This is a genomic window from Natrarchaeobius halalkaliphilus, assembly GCF_003841485.1.
In the GTDB taxonomy this organism is placed as follows: domain Archaea; phylum Halobacteriota; class Halobacteria; order Halobacteriales; family Natrialbaceae; genus Natrarchaeobius; species Natrarchaeobius halalkaliphilus.
On sequence record NZ_REFY01000001.1, the window covers coordinates 525,258 to 541,152 of the forward strand.

Sequence of the window (15,895 nt, forward strand, 5' to 3'; positions counted from 1 at the left end):
GTGGTGTGGATACGTCCAGTTCACAGGCGGTACGAGGCGGATGCCCCGACCCTTGAGGTCGGGGAGGAAGCCGACACTTGATGAGACAAACCACGTTACAATGGCTGACCGACTCCCCCAACGTATAAGTAACATAGACGGTATATGTGAAAACACAGTGGAATACCGTCGCACCGCCGTCATCAAGCTCGACACTCCTGAAGGAGCCGACGGCTCCCTTCGAGAGACTGTCGAGCAGTTCAAACACTGCGCCAACACCGCCAGCGAGTGGTGCTGGCACGGCGACGACGGCTACCACGTCACCTCAAAAGCCAAAGCCGAACGCGCCCTCTACGACCGACTCCGCGACGAAACCGACCTCACCGCGAACCTCGTCCAGAAAGGCATTCGCAGAGCGGTTGAAGCCGTCAAAAGCGGAGTCGAACGCCTCAAACGTGGTGAGAACACGTCGCAACCGCACTTCTCAGCAGACAGCGCGGTGTACGACAAGCGGAGTGCGACGTTCCACCGCGACCACGTTTCTCTTTCGACCGTAGACGGGCGCGTTGAGTGCGACTATATCCTTCCCGACAACTCAGAGACACCGCCGACCAAGTACGTCTCCGACGAGGACTTCGAGTTTCGGATGGCCCACCTCCAGTACCGCGACGGCAACTGGTACCTCCACGCCTCAATGCGGAAAGTCGAAGCAAACGATGAATCGCCTGAATCCAAATCCAAGCACAGAACAGTCCTTGGTGTGGATTTAGGCGTCAACAACCTCGCCGTTGCATCGACGGGTCGATTTTGGTCGGCAGACGAGTTCAACCACTGGCGTCGAGAGTACGAGAAACGCCGTGGATCGCTCCAGCAGTGTGGCTCTCGCCAGACCCACAAAAACATCGAGAGCGTTGGGCGGAAAGAATATGGACGCTTCGAGATCCACCTACACACGGTAGCGAACGAGCTCATCAAGGAGGCCGTCGAGAACGATTGTTCGCACATCGTGTTTGAGGACTTGACCTACATTCGGGAGAACATTCCCGAGGCGACGTGGCAACACGTCTGGGCGTTCCGACGCCTCTACGAGTACGTCGAATACAAAGCCGAGGAACACGGTGTCGAAGCCGTACAGGTTGACCCGCGCAACACGTCGAAGCGGTGCTCGACGTGTGGGTTTACCCACGACGCCAATCGGTCGGGTGAATCGTTCGAGTGTCAGAAGTGCGGGTATGAGAACCACGCCGACTACAACGCCTCGAAGAACATCGGTTTGCAGTATCTCCGTCGCAGGCAAAACGCAGGCGATGGAGGCGCACCCGTAGATGTGCGCTTGAATCGCGGGACGCTGAACGTGAGCGGGGAGTACGTACCCCCTGCCTCTACTGAGGCATAGAACGGGAGTCCACGCGAAAGCCTCGGGGCTTGACCCCGAGGCGATTTACGTAAGTTTAAGACACCGGCTACGTATGGTGTCTCTATGCTCGACGGCTACGAGATGTACGACCTGACGCAGCCGTGGTCACAGGATACACCAGCATGGCCCACCTACGACAATCCCAAGGTGTGGTACGAAAAGAGCCTCGATACGGAGAAAGTCAACGGGCAGAAGATCGAGTTCATGAACCACACCGGAACTCACCTCGACGGCGAAAAGCACTTCGTCGCACACGGGCGGGACATCGAACAGGTGGGTCTGGACGAACTCGTCGGTGACGCCGTCGTCGCGGATATCTCCGAGAAGGTAGGTGATTACGACGTCTACACGAGCGAGATGATCGAGGAGGTCTGTGACGTTCGCGAGGGGGATATCCTCTTTATCCACACGGGATATCAGGAGTACGCCTGGCACGAAGAGAACGCGGATCCCCACCGGTTTTTCTGCAAACATCCGGGGCCGAACGCGGAGTTCGCTGAGTGGTGTCTGGAGATGGACATCAACTACCTGATCCTCGACTGTGGGAGCGCAGACCACCCGATGAACACGGTCATCCGCGACATCCGTCCGGAACTCGCAGCGGAGGCCAGAGACCACTTCGGCGTCGACGATCTGGACGAGATCTTCCCGCCGGAAGGCTATCAGCTGATGCACACCGAACTCTTCCCGGAGGGAATCATCCACGTCGAAAACGGCCAGGTTCCCGAAGAACTGCTCAACGAGCGCGTCCAGATCGGGACCTTCCCGTGGCGGTTCCGCGGCGGTGAATCCAGCGTCTGTCGGTGCGTCGCGTTCGCGTAGCGGCTTCGGTTGGCACGCGGTCTCCGCCGCTCGAGATCCGTTCGAAAGCGATCCGCTCGAGATCCGACCGTCGTCACGGTCGAGAAGATCCGAGCGGGATCCTCGCGACTATCGAACGATGAGGACCGGGACCGGCGACCGACGAGCGATCTTCTCCGCGACGCTCCCGAGTAGAACGCGAGCGACGCCGTCTCGACCGTGGCTGCCGATGACGACCATGTCGTAATCACCCTCCTCAGCCCGCTTGACGATCAGTCGGTCCGGCCGTCCTCGACCGCGTTCGGTTTCGATGGACGCCCCGAGTTTCTCACCCCGCTCGCGAGCGGACTCGAGTACCGCCGTCGAATGCTGGAGTTCGGGTTCGTCGTCGGGAACGTCGCCGGTCATGCCGGAGAACGTCCCGAGATCGCCCTGTCCCGCCTCGACGACGTGTAAGACGGTGATCGCGGCGTCGGGAAACGTTTCGATCGCGTACTCGAGTGCGTCGTCGGATCGCTTGGAGCCGTCAACTGGAACCAGAATGCGCGTTGGCATGCTCGGACGTTCGTGCCCGAGACCGATAGTGCTTTGTCAACAGGAGACACGACAGTCCCGAATCGAACGAGGTCGTTCGACGCGGACAGTTCGGTCTCCGGAACGGAACGGAACGTACCGGCGGTCCTCGAACTCCCGCTCGCGCGCCGCGTTCACCGCGGTTGGACGGGCAGTTCGACGTGCGTCGCGTACTCGGCGTCGTGATGGACGGTGTTGGTCGCGACCTGGGACTCGCGGTCGCCGTAGAGCGGACCGCCGGTGTTGTGGTTGACGTCGTACCGCGGGTAGTTCGACGAAGAGATGTCGAGACGGACGCGGTGACCCGCCCTGAACACGTTCGCCGTCGGATACGGCTCCATCTCGAACTCGTAGATCGCCCCCGGCTCGAGAAAGTCGGGCTCGTCGCGATAGCCACGGAACCTCCCCCGACAGATCGAATCGGAGATGTTGATCGCAGCGCCGTTCGGAAACTCCTCGCTGGGCGGGTGCTCGTCGATCAGTTTCGCGGTGAAGTCTGTATCCGTCGCGTCGGTCGAGCCGTACACTCGAACCCGGATCGGACCCGCGATTGCTAGATCTTCCTCGAGCGGCTGCGTTCGGTAGACGAGCACGTCGGTTCGTTCCTCGAGCGGCCCGTAGGGTTCATCGGCACCCAGCGTATCGGGACGGGTTCGCTGATCGAAGCCGCCTCGGCCGGTGATGTCCTCCATTTTGCGCTCGCTCAGGGGATACTCGAGGATCGGCTCGTCGCGCTGTTCGTAGGTGATGTACGACGAGCAGTTGCCGCCGATCGTCGGAACGGGATCCCGGGGATCGAACCGGTAGGTCGTCGACGACCCCTCGACGGTCGGTTCGTCCGTCGAGAGACGGCCGTCCTCGTGGACGTAATAGGTCCGACGCTCGGTTTCCGCCAGCGGCCACTCCTCGCTCGAGCGCCACTCCCCGCCGTGAAAGAGTCGCCCGTCCCGAGTCCGCGAGCCGTCGCCGGTCCCCATCTGGAAGTACTGAACCGGCGGCTGGTCGTTCCAGGTATCCTCCCCCCTGAGATAGTGATCGAAGAATCGGAGCCGTGTCTCCTGATAATCGCGAAGGGCCTGCTCTCCGAACTCGAGTTCGCCGGAGTAGGACTTGTTCCAGGAGGGCAGCGGGTAGGTGTTCCAGCCGTGGGTCCAGGGTCCCATCAGCAGGTAGTGATCGCTCTCTTTACGCTCGGCAAGCGCCTCGAAGTTGTCGCAGGTCGCCTTCGTGTACGAATCGTACCATGCGCCCGAGTAGACCGTCGGAACGTCCGCCATCTCGTCGTAGTAGGCCGCGAAGTTGACACCGGGTTCCTGCCAGAGTTCGTCGTTCGCCCCACCCCGGGTCATGATATCGAACGCCCACTCCTCGTAGTCGGGGATGTGCCGAAGCGGCGACTGTCCCGGCAGAACGGGGCCGTTCTCGAGTACGGCCCGAACGTCGACGTTGGCGAGTCGCTGCTGGACGTCGGTATCTTCAAGCGCACGCTGTGCGAAGCCGCCACCCAGGGTGAGCGCCCAGCACAGCCAGCGGAGTTCGAAGGCCCCGTTGTGTCGGAACGTCGCCTCCCGTCCGTTCGCCGCCCCCTGGTTGACGAACATCGCCTCGAGGTGTGGCGGATCCTGCGTCGCGAGTGCGGTCTGAACCCACGCGCCGTAGGAGGTGCCGAACGTTCCGACCTGTCCGTCACAGTACTCCTGACCGGCGAGCCACTCGACCGTGTCGTAGCCGTCCTCGGGTTCGTCGACGAAAATGTAGTACTCGCCGCCGCTGTCGAACCGTCCGCGACAATCCTGGATCGCGACGACGTACCCTCGTTTTGCGTACCACTGCCCGTGACGTTCCATTCGTCCGCGTTTACCGTACGGCGTCCGGTCGAGTAGCGCAGGTCTGGGTTCGTCGATCGGTTCCCCGGTTTCCGGATCGGCCGGACGGTACACGTCCGTCGCGAGTTCGATACCGTCGCGGGTTTCGACCGATACGTCTAGCTCAGCCGTGACTGCGTACGCCGGGTGTGAGACCATTACGCCTACCCATGTAGTCGAAGCCCAAGAGTGTATTCCCCGGGTGAGGCCCGGACACCGTATAGTCAGCCAAGATCACAGTCGAATTAGCCGTACAGTGGCGGTATCTTTATATGTTCTCGCTTAGGTTTTGTTCGTAGACCTGTGTGGGTGTGAACACCCGACACGGTTGGAGGCGGACACATGACTGATACAAACGAACCCACGGACGAGCTCAGGACGGACGGCGGTGACGTCTCCCGGGAGGAGGCGTCGTTCGTCGAGTACGGTATCGAAGACAAACCACCGCTCGGTGAGTCGGTGTTCCTCGGCATACAGCACTACCTCACGATGATCGGCGCGACAGTCGCGATCCCGCTGATTCTCGCCGGTCTCATGGAGATGCCCGCCGCGGAGACCGCACGACTCGTCGGGACGTTCTTCGTCGTGTCGGGTGTTGCAACCCTGGCACAGACGACGATCGGAAACCGCTATCCGATCGTCCAGGGCGGAACGTTCGCGCTGCTTGCACCGGCGATCGCGATCATCCTCGCACACGGCGGTCCCTGGGAGACGACGATCCTCGAGTTACAGGGAGCGATCATCGCGGCCGCACTGATCCAGGTCGTCCTCGGCTACTCCGGCCTGTTGGGCAAACTCAAATACTACCTCTCGCCGGTCGTGATCGCGCCGGTGATCGTCCTGATCGGTCTCTCGCTGGTCGACGTCGGTGAGGTCACGCAAGTCGGACAGAACTGGTGGCTGCTCGGGCTGACGTTGCTGTTGATCATCCTGTTCTCGCAGTACCTCGATCAGTACAGCCGGTATGCGAAGCTGTTCCCGGTTCTCCTCGGGATCGCAACCGCCTGGATCGTCGCCGGGATACTCACTGCGTTGGGAATCTACACGCAACAGTCACACGTCGCCGAGGACGGAAGCAGCCTCGGATATATCGACACCTCGCTGGTTGCCGAAGCACCGCTCGTACAACCGATCATGCCGTTCCAGTGGGGTATCCCCGAGTTCACGCTCGCGTTCGCGATCGGGATTTTCGCCGGCGTCGTCGCCTCGATGGTCGAAAGCATCGGTGACTACTACGCCGTTGCTCGCATCTCCGGGCTCGGCGGGCCGAGTGAGAAACGAATCAACCATGGAATCGGGATGGAAGGTCTCGGAAACATCTTCGCCGGCGTCATGGGAACCGGAAACGGCTCGACCTCCTACGGTGAAAACATCGGTGCGATCGGCATCACCGGCGTCGCGTCGCGATACGTCGTCCAGATCGGTGCCATCGTGATGCTCATCGTCGGGTTCCTCGGTCCGTTCGGCGCGCTCATCGTCTCGATCCCGAGTCCGATCGTCGGCGCGCTGTACATCGCCATGTTCGGCCAGATCGCCGCCGTCGGTCTGTCGAACCTGAAGTTCGTCGACCTCGACGCCTCGCGGAACGTCTTCATCATCGGTATCGCGCTGTTCCTCGGGCTCGCGTTGCCGAACTACTTCGCCAACTTCGGAAGTCCAGGGGACTTCCAGGCGGTGGCGGAAGGAGCAGCAGTTATCGGGCCCGTACTCGGCCAGCAGGTCGTCTCCGATACGATCTTCGTCATCGGCTCGACGACGATGGCCGTCGGTGGACTGATCGCGTTCATCCTCGACAACACCGTCAGCGGCACGCGCGAAGAACGCGGCCTCGCACAGTGGGAAGAACTCTCCGAGGACGAATCGGAGTTCCAGACTGTCTTCGAACGGATGGGATCCGACGAACCAACGGCGGTCGATCGGGCCGACTGATCGACACCGCTTCGCGTTCGTCGCGTTCGCGGGGAAACGTTCAAGGAACCGCCGCACGCAGTGCCACCAATGCCGAGCAGACGCGGACTCGAGCTCGACCGGGGTGAACGGCTCTACTACCGTGGCGGGCTTCGCAAAGGCGGCGAAATCGCCGTCACCGACGCTCGAGTTCTCGTCCGAGACGACGACGAACTGACGAGCGTTCCGTACACGAACGTCAGCGAGGTCGCGACCGAATCGTTCAACTGGTTTCTCTCGCTTCTCAGCGGTGCACTCGTCCTGTTCGGTCTCTACTCGATCCCCGAAAACGCGCTACTCGGCGGGACATTCGCCGCGTTTGGTCTCTGGAGTATTTACCGCTCCTACCGCCACCGCGACCGGGTCCGAATCCACACCCACAGTCAGCCAAAGCCGGTCGAGGTCTTCCCGGAAAACGTCGACACCCTCTACGACGAACTCGAGCCGGCGATCGAAGCCGCCAGAGCCGAACGCGGACGAGAGACGGCCGAATCGCAGTGACTGTCGAAGACGTTTGAACGGATATGTTGGCGAGTTCGTCCGGTAGTTCGCTCCCCTGTGAGAGCCGCCGGACACGAAGGTTTTTCTCCCGACGCACCAATCACTGCGATATCGTATGAGTCACGACGGCCGAATTCTCGAGGGAGTAAACGTGGTCGATCTGACGACGTTCGTCACCGGCGGTTTCTGTTCGTTGATGCTCGCAAACCAGGGTGCCGACGTCGTCAAAGTCGAACGGCCCGGTATGGGTGACGACAACCGTCACTCGGGACCCCCGTTTATCGACGGCGAATCGCCGTACTTCTGGACGGTCAACTACGGCAAGAAAAGCGTCGAACTCGATCTAAAAAGCGAAACCGGCCGCAAAGCGCTGTACGACCTCGCGGGCGAAGCCGACGTCTTCTTGCAGAACTACCGTCCCGGTACCGCAGCGCGTCTCGAAGTCGACGAGGAGACGATCCGGTCGTACAACGACGATATCGTCTACTGTGCGATTTCTGCGTTCGGCCAGACCGGTCCCTGGCGCGAGCGGCCGGGCTACGACCTCATGATCCAGGGAATGAGCGGAATCATGAGCATCACCGGCGAGGACGACGGCCGCCCCGTGAAGGTCGGACTCCCGACGACCGACCTCATTACCGGAATGTGGGCCGCATTCGGCATCTCGAACGCGCTGTACCGACGCGAACTGACCGGCGAAGGCGAGTACATCGATCTCGGTATGCTCGACGCCGCGCTCCCGTGGCTGACGAAACAGGCGGGCAAAGTCTTCGCCGGCGAATCCCCCTCGAGAATGGGGACGAAAGATCCCGTTCTGGCACCGTATCAGACGTTCGAAACCGCTGACGGGTACCTCAACGTCGCCTGTCTCAACCAGAAGCTCTGGCGCGGCCTCTGTGAGGCGATCGATCGACCCGAACTCGCGGACGACGACCGTTTCGAGACCAACGGCGACCGCGTCGAACACATGGACGAACTCGAGGCCGAACTCGAGTCGACGTTCCGCGACCGGACCACCGACGAATGGATGACCACGCTCGTCGACGAGGCCGGGATTCCGGCGGGTCCGGTCGCTGATGTCGAAGACGCGCTGTACAACGAACAGACCGAGGCTCGAGACGCGGTGACGACGATCGAGGACCCCGACCGGGGAACGATTCCGGTTATCGAACATCCGCTGAACTACGACCGAGCAGAGAGCGGCTTCGAGTCACCGCCGCCGAGACTCGGTGAACACACCCGGAGCGTCTTCGAAGCGCTCGGGTACGACGAGGACGAACTCGAGGCGCTCGAAGCGATGTCGGAGTGACCGGTGAGCGGCTTTTGGCTACTCGCCGCCTGCTGTGGCTCCGTGAGGCAGAGACGTTCTATTTCAACGGCACACCGGACAGTCGCTACCGCGGAGAACAGCACCATCAGGGAAAAGATCCTACCAGTATAACATTCATAGTGGATTTTCGATGTAAGCCGTTAGAAATATCTGGAAAAACAGCTATATTGCTATCGGCAATCTTATTTATTCCACCATATATAGTACAATATAAGATGGTAGAAGGCCAGCGGAAAACTCGACGAAAGTGGCTCAGCCTGTGCGGTGGAACAGTAACTGGAGCAACAATACTTTCCGGCTGTGCGGACGAAGACGAGCAAGACAGGAAGCCCACAGATCACGACGACGGGACGGATACCGGCGATCCACGCTCCGCCGGAGACTGGCCCATGTTTGGCGCTGACCTCCAGAACACCGGCTATCAACCCGACGCAGATGGCCCAACTGACGACGTCACTGTTCGATGGACGCTCGAGGGTGGGGAACAGTTCAACGCCAGCCCTGTTGTCGCGGACGGTACAGTCTACGCCGGTTGCTGGGATGAAACGCTGTATGCGGTCGATGCTGCAACAGGCGAAATAGAATGGGAACAAGAAAACCTCGGTCTCATTTCTTCTTCACCAACAGTCGTTAATGAGACAGTATATCTTTCCACCTCATCAAATGATATATATGCGTTTGCGGTAAATAATGGAGAAATACGATGGAAAGAGGAGTTCGATAGAACGACGAAAAATCCAATTCCAGTTGATAGGACAGTGTATGCACTTGACCCAGGGAGATTAGTGAGCACTGTGGGAAGTTCTGGGGAGACAACAGTTGTTCTCGATGATCTCGGCGGTGCACCAGAAGCGCCTGCAATCGATGATGATGTGTTATATATAGGAGGAAACGATTCGGCCAGATTCTATGATCTTGAGTCATTCGAATTAACATGGGAATTTAAAAACCCAAATAGTGAACGAATGTCCGATCGACCACCCGCGATTGCTGAGAATGTTGCCTATATTTCCGGATCAGATTCTAAGGTGTACGCTATTGATGTCAAGAACAAAGAACAAAAATGGACATACGAACTAAATGAGCGAACACCATCTGGCCCCTCCGTGGCTGATGGTGTAGTTTACTTCGGAAGTTGGAATAATTACTTATATGCTATTGATGCTGAGACGAGTGAAAAGGAATGGAAATATGATTGTGGTACAATCTTGGCTGAGAAACCAACAGTAACTGCGGAAACGGTCTACATGACTGGTGGTGATACAGTATATGCTGTTGATATCAGTACTGGAGAAGAAGAGTGGTCCTTCACCACTGAAAACAATGAAACAATTACCGGAAGTCCTGTTGTCACTGATGATGCTCTCTACATACCTTCACGCAACAATCACCTGTACGCATTAGAAGAATTATGATTTAGTGTTTACTGAATTATTTATGGTTTTTATATATCAGGTCCTGCCTCGGGCCATCCCTCCGACTCTTCTGCCCAATCACCGGTCCGATCACCGACGCCGAGCCCTTTCGGTGGAACGACCACGATCACGATCGTCCGAGACTCGAACGAGATGGGTCTCGTCGAACCGAGATGGTTACCCTCGAGGAAAACATCACCATTCTCACGGACGTAATTCTCACCCTGAATCGTCGACGGATCGCCCGCGTTCGACGCGAGTTCGAATCGAGCGTACTCACCTTTGACCTCGACGTCCCAGACGTTCGTCGTGGCGACCCATCCACCCGGCAAAGGAACGATCGGAAGCCCAGCAGGAATTCGATTCGGAGAAAGGTTGAACTCGCCGTCTTCGTTGAGGATCCCGCTCTCGTTGTTCCGTAACCAATCGTGCTCGAGATCGGTCTCGTCGATCGTTTCGTTCAGTCGGTGAGAGACGACCTCCTCTGCTCGGTCCTCGAGTTCGCCTCGAACGCTCTCGTTCAGATAATTTACATAGTTTGGGTCAAACCCATCAACAACGGTCTGATTCACAGCTTCAGTTAGCGCATAGTTGACGCTCGCGCCGGCGTGCTGTTTGAACACCTCGTCGCTCGCGTACGAGTGTTCGCCGTGATTATCGGGATCGATCTCTTCGCGTACGTGCCGTTCGACGTACTCGACGCCATCCCCGCTCCCCAGCATCGCGGCCTGCTGGCCCGGCGTTCCGTCTCCGATACCGTCGATCCCTTCGTTGACGAGTGTTGCAACTCGATCATCATCGAGTTCAAGATCATACTCAAGGTCGTTTAAGTTCTCAACGGTCTTATCATCGATTCCGTCGATCGATTGTCGGACAGCGTCTTCGAGATCTTCATAGACTTGATCGTCATCAACGATTTTTTCGTCTTCCTCCTCGAGCAACAGATCAGCTAACCTCGCGGCCTCGAGAAGTTCTCCGGCCATACGTAGCGTCAGCACCTCATCATCAGCGTCGGTCACCCAGTTGAGAATCTCCCCGAAAAGACCGGCGTCGACCTCGTTGTACGGAATCGCGAACCAGTTGTTGTTCCGCGCGACCATCGGCGTGTGATTGCCATCAGCAGTTGCAGGAACCTGTTCTGCGTCGACCGCCTCGAGCGAGAGGTACGTCGGGGAGCCGACCGGCGTCAACTCGAGTTCGTCGCTGTACGGTGAGTCGATCTCCGCGTGCTGATAGTCGACGCCACCGCCGGCGACTTCGCGAGAGAAGTCAGTCAGTCCCTCGAGGACGTCGTCGGCGGTTTCGGTGAGATCGAGTTCGAGGTCGATGCGCTCTCGGAGTTCGTTCTGGACGAACTGGGTCGCATCGCTGGTCGTCTCGATCTGGGCCTTGACGTTCTCGACGTAGGTCTGGCGGGCCTCGATTCGGGCCTTGTCGGCTGCGGTCGGATACCGATCGGGTACACGGTGATAGACGAGCTGGTCGTCGACCTCGTCGTTCAGCTCACCGAACGGATCGCCGGTGAGGAGTTCTCCGTCATCGAAGGTGATCTCGTCTGCGTCCGCCTGTAGTTGCGTACGGACGTAGTAGAGATCGAGCGCGATAGCGGTCGCGATCAGTTCGTTGGGAGCGCTCGCCTCGAGCGTTGTGCGGTCGCCATCAGCGACTACGAGTTGGTCCCGGAGATCGCCTTCGCTCTCGATCTCCCCGGGGGCGGTGATCTGGTCCTCGAGTTGTGCTTCGATATCGCCGCCGGGATCGATCCCGAGGAGATGCCGTGCGCTCTCGTCCGGAAACGCCGCGTAATTCTCGAGTGTGACGTTCTCGGCTAACTGATCGCCCCAGCCGTCGCCGTCAGCGTCGAAAAAGCCATCGGGCAAGCTGTGTGGCCATTCGTCGGCAGTCGAGTCGTCGTATCCTCCGTCGATCCCCCTGTAGTCGATCGCGTCTCTGTCGGGGTGCCATGCGGTCACCTGAATCTCGGTTTCGTACTCCGACGCGGACCGGCGAGTTCTCGTCACCGGGGAGCTGACGTTTTCCGGGCCGCGATAGCTCCATCGAAGATCTCGTTCGTGTTCCTTAGAAACCGTAACGGTAGCCGTGTGGTAGGTCGTCTCCCGGTCGGCCGTATCGGGATCACCGTCATCGACCGACACGTCGACGGTTGTCGTCGTATCCAGATCGTTTGCCGTTCTCGTCCAGTTGCTCGAGTCGGTGAGTCCGGAGGGACGGCCGCTTCTCGGATAGCGCGTTCGATCGACGACGCGCTCGAGGGAGGCTTCGGTGTCGACGCTGTGGACGTCGTCGATCGCGTCGTGAATATCCAGCTCCGCGAGCGTCTGTGCGTAGGCGAGGTTGGCGAACTCGTCGACGGATATCGTCCGCTCGGCACCCATTCCGGCCTCCGCGCCTGCGGCCGTGCCGGCCGCTTCCATCACGTCCATCGTGTCGACCGGTTCGTCCAGATTGGCGTTCTGGTCCCCATAAAGATACTCGAGACCCGAACAGAACGCTTCGGCGTCTGCGACCGGTGGTTCGTCGCCAGTCTGTCCCTCGTAGAGCTCTTCGGCGTCCTGTGCGGCGAGACACCCCCACGCGTTTCGCATCACGGTATCGCTGTGTGGGTCACTCGCGCCAAAGACGGATTCCTGGAGCGTGAAAACGGCGTCGTTTGCGAGTACTTCGGAGTGGCGGTTCGCGATCACTTCCGAGACGGGGGCACCGCCCCACTGGGCGGTTCCACGCGCCCAACCGAGCGGATAGATCCGTGCCGCATAGTGCTGGCCGAATCCCTCGAGACTGGTGGGATCGTCCAATCCGCCCTCGACGACGTCCATGTTCAACTGCTGTTCGTACTCGCGAGTCGCCTGATGAAGAACGAAGACGTTCGTTCCGACCGTGACCGTCACGTCGTCGATCCGGTGGACGACCTCGCGGCCGTCCCGTTCGATCGACATCCGGACGTTCTGGATGGTTACTTCGAGTTGTCCCGGTTCGAGGTCGTTTTCCGGGTCGATTCCCGGACGAAGTTCGACACGATCGATCGCGTCGGTGGCCGACGCGGTGGTCTCTTCGAGCGGGGCCACGGTGACGTTCGTCGTCGTCCGGCCACGGAACTCGCCGTCGAGCTGATCGAGGTCGGTTTCGACCGCGGCGTAGATCCGCAGTTTCACGTAGCGTTCGAACGCGCGGTCCGGGTCGACGTCGTAGCTCTCGTCATCGTACTCGTTCGGTAGTTCGTCGATCCAGCCGGAGTCGCGGCGATCGTCGACGTCCGCGATTGCAGCCCCCCACGGGTGTCTCCCATCGGGTACCATCAGCGGTTCTTGTGTCGCGCTCTCGGTGGCGTCAGCGACCGCGCCTTGGACGATCGTTTGCGTCGTCGCGGCGGTTCGGTCCATCGCGAGCGACGTATCGACCGTCGGTTCCGGCGGAACCCTCGAGTCGAGAAGGGCGACGAACGTAACGCTCGTCACGAGCAAGAGAACGCCGATGATGGCGAAGGGGATACGCGCTCGGTCGTCGAGCGAAACCGATACCGTCGACGGTCGTGGTTCGGTTCGGTTCGTCATTCGTCCCACACCCGAACGGTGATGAGTACTTCGTCCGTCGCGACGCTCGAACGCACCAGATCGTCGACGGCGCTCGTGACGGGTTCCTCGTCGGCGGGATACTCCGCCTCGAGTTCGGATTCGATCTCGGCAATTTCGGGTTCGAACGTCTCCTCGAGATCCGCTGCGATCGTTTCCGTGAGGTTCGCTGCCAGTTTCTCGTTTGCACCAGCGATGTCGACGGCCGTTCTGTTGAGTTCGTTGTGTTCGAGATCGCGGTCGAGATCGAGGATCGACTCAAATCGCAGATACTCATAGCGAGTCAGATCGCGCTCGAGGTCGGAGCCCTGAAGCGCGACCGTCGTCGATTCGTGCGGGAAGTATCCGTCGAGAATAGCGTCTGCGATCGGTTCTGCCGTTCGCTCGAAGCTTCCGTTTTCGGCGTCGTACGTGCCCTCGAGATCGTCGTCGGAAACGGATGGAAAGCCACTCGAAACGGAGAAGGTGACGGTACTGACATCCGCGCTCGCGGGTGGCCGGTCGCCGGCCGTGGACTCGCCACGGATCGACGCGGAGGGGTATGGTTCCCAGCGCGCGAGGAGGTGAACGTCGTCGTTCGCACCCGCGAGTTCGCTTCTGACGTTGGCATCGACGGCGTCTCGAAACTCGAGACCGGCGTGTGAGAGGGGCTCCCCGTCGAGACTGACGTTCGAGAGCGCTGCGGCGGCGAGCAACTGAGCCAGTGAACCGTGTTCGACACGGTCGTAGCGACCGTCGTCGTAGGCAGCGTCATCGAAGACGCCGGTATCGTCTCGACGTTCGACCGACCGAACCGAGTATTCGATCGTCGTCGTCGAGGTCGCGATCGTCTGTGCGGTCTCGTCTGCGATCGTGGGGTCGTGAACAGCGCGCTCGTCGGCGAGAAACACGGCGAGTACCGCGATCGAGGCGGTGATCAAGAGCAAACAGAGCGAGACGTCGACGACGGTACTGATCCCGCGGTCGTTCGATCGCTGGAGACGACATCGATCGGGAGCGCTGACCGTCATCTCCCTCGTCAGTCTCGAGTCCGTCATCCCTTCCAAACCTCCACGTGAAGCGTACCGCCACGAACATCGCCCGCCGGCGCAGGCTCTACGTGGACGCCGATCGACCGGCTCGCACTCGCGGTGTCGTCCGGACGATCGATCTCCGAGGCGTCGTACTGGACGCCGATCGATCGGTCGACGAAGACGCTATCGACCGTGAGCGACCGACCGTCGTCCGTCACCGTCGTAACCGTGATGAAGGCGGTGTATCCCTCCGGGAGTCGAACACCCTGATGAAGCTCGCTCCGATCACGGGTTTCCCGGTAGACGCCGTCGGTCCCGACGCTGTTCCAGACTTGTTCGAGGGTGGCGTCCGCAGGATCACGATCAGTACCGCCGGGGTAGATGTCGGCAAGGACTCCGGCGTAGAGGACGATGCCGGAACAGACGAGTGCGATCGCGACGAGCGCGGCGATGGGTTCGGTCTGAGCCCTACTGCGGACCGACGACTTACTGTGCAACGACGAGTGTAACATGGTACTCCCCCGTTTCAGGGTCGATTTCGATCTGTGGCGTTTCGGCTGCGAATTCGTCAGGATCCCGTATTTCGCGACCGTCACAGAGGGTCACCGGATCGCGGTACGCGGTGATATCCTCGGCTGAACAGGTCCGGTCGTCGTCGATGGTCACGTCGACGTCGATCGGCAACCGGAGTGCATCGGCTCCAGCGAACTCGAGGACGTCCGAATCGGCTCGGTGCTGGAACGTGGTCGTCGCGTCGTACTCGACTTCACCCGGGCCACCGTGTGAAACGCCACGGGCGGAGAGAACCGCGTCGTCGCCACCGTCCCCGTCGTAATCGAAGCGGACGGCTGTCGCGTGATGTGCACTCGGCGGTTCGTGGTCCTCCCAGTCACCGAGTACGTCCGTCACTTCGGCGGTGATTCGCGGCTGTGGCGTTGCCTCGTCGGGAGGGACACGAACGTTGCGAACGATCAGGCGCTCGCCAGCGGGATGCCACTCGCCGTCGGTGTCCGCGCGAGAGTCGGCGATCCGCGCTAGGAACTCGGCAGTTCCATCGACGTCGGTTCGGTCCAGCTCCGACTCGAACTCGTCGTGAAAGGGAGTTCCGCCGGTGACGTTCTCGAGGCGTTCGTCGTCGGTAACCAACACGACGCTTCCGAACGCGATACTCGAGTGAGCGTCGCCGTGATCGTTGCGGAGGACAACGGTTTTCCCCTCCTGGAGGCGAATTTCGTCCGCCTCGTACTGGTGGACGACGCTGGCACTGTAGGGACTCCCAGCGACCCTGTCGATCGCGTTCGCCGCCGCGTTGGCGTCGGGCGGCGGGCCGGTCGGGAGTCCGAGGACGACGCCGGCGATGACGATGCTTGCCGCGGAGACGCCGATCCAGACGTACCAGGCGTCGGCGGGCGCTTCCAGATCCATGCCGTCGGTTGCCTCGTGATCGTATTTAAACAGTGACCG

General features: G+C 60.2%; 12 protein-coding genes. 6 read left to right on the forward strand and 6 right to left on the reverse strand.

Features of this window, described 5'->3' with window-relative positions; genetic code table 11:
* Positions 1-157: 157 nt before the first annotated feature.
* Complete coding sequence (locus EA462_RS02550; protein WP_124176992.1) at positions 158-1,375, forward strand: RNA-guided endonuclease InsQ/TnpB family protein; 1,218 nt, start codon at positions 158-160, stop codon at positions 1,373-1,375.
* A gap of 84 nt (positions 1,376-1,459) precedes the next feature.
* Positions 1,460-2,218, forward strand: coding sequence for a cyclase family protein (locus EA462_RS02555; protein WP_124176993.1), 759 nt, complete (start codon positions 1,460-1,462; stop codon positions 2,216-2,218).
* Positions 2,219-2,326: 108 nt separating this feature from the next.
* On the opposite strand, the gene EA462_RS02560 is transcribed toward EA462_RS02555, so the two are convergent.
* Together EA462_RS02560 and EA462_RS02565 are read right to left on the reverse strand one after the other, a co-directional pair.
* The gene (locus EA462_RS02560; RefSeq protein WP_124176994.1) at positions 2,327-2,752 is read right to left on the reverse strand and encodes a universal stress protein; all 426 of its coding nucleotides are present in this window, start codon (positions 2,750-2,752) and stop codon (positions 2,327-2,329) included.
* Between the two features lie 152 nt (positions 2,753-2,904).
* Positions 2,905-4,794 carry a CocE/NonD family hydrolase gene (locus EA462_RS02565; RefSeq protein WP_124176995.1) on the reverse strand — a complete coding sequence of 630 codons (1,890 nt, stop codon included), beginning with the start codon at positions 4,792-4,794 and terminating at the stop codon, positions 2,905-2,907.
* A 183-nt stretch (positions 4,795-4,977) separates the two neighbouring features.
* Here EA462_RS02565 and EA462_RS02570 point away from each other — a divergent pair, with 183 nt between their 5' ends.
* From EA462_RS02570 to EA462_RS02585, 4 genes are all read left to right on the forward strand, one after another.
* Positions 4,978-6,564 carry a uracil-xanthine permease family protein gene (locus EA462_RS02570; RefSeq protein WP_124176996.1) on the forward strand — a complete coding sequence of 529 codons (1,587 nt, stop codon included), beginning with the start codon at positions 4,978-4,980 and terminating at the stop codon, positions 6,562-6,564.
* A 69-nt stretch (positions 6,565-6,633) separates the two neighbouring features.
* The gene (locus tag EA462_RS02575; protein WP_124176997.1) at positions 6,634-7,083 is read left to right on the forward strand and encodes a hypothetical protein; all 450 of its coding nucleotides are present in this window, start codon (positions 6,634-6,636) and stop codon (positions 7,081-7,083) included.
* Positions 7,084-7,198: 115 nt separating this feature from the next.
* On the forward strand, positions 7,199-8,392 hold the full coding sequence (locus EA462_RS02580) for a CaiB/BaiF CoA transferase family protein (RefSeq protein ID WP_124176998.1): 1,194 nt from the start codon (positions 7,199-7,201) through the stop codon (positions 8,390-8,392).
* Between the two features lie 236 nt (positions 8,393-8,628).
* Complete coding sequence (locus EA462_RS02585) at positions 8,629-9,828, forward strand: outer membrane protein assembly factor BamB family protein (protein WP_124176999.1); 1,200 nt, start codon at positions 8,629-8,631, stop codon at positions 9,826-9,828.
* Positions 9,829-9,857: 29 nt separating this feature from the next.
* Here EA462_RS02585 and EA462_RS02590 read toward each other — a convergent pair whose 3' ends face one another.
* From EA462_RS02590 to EA462_RS02605, 4 genes are read right to left on the reverse strand one after another with little or no spacing between them, the layout of a single operon-like run.
* A complete protein-coding gene (locus tag EA462_RS02590; protein ID WP_124177000.1) occupies positions 9,858-13,400 on the reverse strand; it encodes a DUF7286 family protein in 3,543 nt (1,180 codons plus the stop codon).
* Positions 13,397-14,455: a DUF7284 family protein gene (locus EA462_RS02595; RefSeq protein ID WP_124177001.1), complete on the reverse strand. Its 1,059-nt coding sequence runs from the start codon at positions 14,453-14,455 to the stop codon at positions 13,397-13,399. The genes EA462_RS02590 and EA462_RS02595 overlap by 4 nt, the downstream gene beginning before the upstream one ends.
* Positions 14,452-14,943 (reverse strand): DUF7285 family protein, encoded by a 492-nt coding sequence (locus tag EA462_RS02600; protein ID WP_124177002.1) that lies wholly within the window; start codon positions 14,941-14,943, stop codon positions 14,452-14,454. Before EA462_RS02600 ends, EA462_RS02595 begins: the two co-directional genes overlap by 4 nt.
* Positions 14,918-15,856 (reverse strand): DUF7283 family protein, encoded by a 939-nt coding sequence (locus EA462_RS02605; RefSeq protein WP_124177003.1) that lies wholly within the window; start codon positions 15,854-15,856, stop codon positions 14,918-14,920. Before EA462_RS02605 ends, EA462_RS02600 begins: the two co-directional genes overlap by 26 nt.
* Between the last annotated feature and the right edge of the window lie 39 nt (positions 15,857-15,895).

Coding starts and splice junctions, on each gene's coding strand:
- EA462_RS02555 (WP_124176993.1), top strand. CDS start 1,460: ATGCTCGACGGCTACGAGATGTACGACCTGACGCAGCCGTGGTCACAG.
- EA462_RS02560 (WP_124176994.1), bottom strand. CDS start 2,752: ATGCCAACGCGCATTCTGGTTCCAGTTGACGGCTCCAAGCGATCCGAC.
- EA462_RS02565 (WP_124176995.1), bottom strand. CDS start 4,794: ATGGTCTCACACCCGGCGTACGCAGTCACGGCTGAGCTAGACGTATCG.
- EA462_RS02570 (WP_124176996.1), top strand. CDS start 4,978: ATGACTGATACAAACGAACCCACGGACGAGCTCAGGACGGACGGCGGT.
- EA462_RS02575 (WP_124176997.1), top strand. CDS start 6,634: ATGCCGAGCAGACGCGGACTCGAGCTCGACCGGGGTGAACGGCTCTAC.
- EA462_RS02580 (WP_124176998.1), top strand. CDS start 7,199: ATGAGTCACGACGGCCGAATTCTCGAGGGAGTAAACGTGGTCGATCTG.
- EA462_RS02585 (WP_124176999.1), top strand. CDS start 8,629: ATGGTAGAAGGCCAGCGGAAAACTCGACGAAAGTGGCTCAGCCTGTGC.
- EA462_RS02590 (WP_124177000.1), bottom strand. CDS start 13,400: ATGACGAACCGAACCGAACCACGACCGTCGACGGTATCGGTTTCGCTC.
- EA462_RS02595 (WP_124177001.1), bottom strand. CDS start 14,455: ATGACGGACTCGAGACTGACGAGGGAGATGACGGTCAGCGCTCCCGAT.
- EA462_RS02600 (WP_124177002.1), bottom strand. CDS start 14,943: ATGTTACACTCGTCGTTGCACAGTAAGTCGTCGGTCCGCAGTAGGGCT.
- EA462_RS02605 (WP_124177003.1), bottom strand. CDS start 15,856: ATGGATCTGGAAGCGCCCGCCGACGCCTGGTACGTCTGGATCGGCGTC.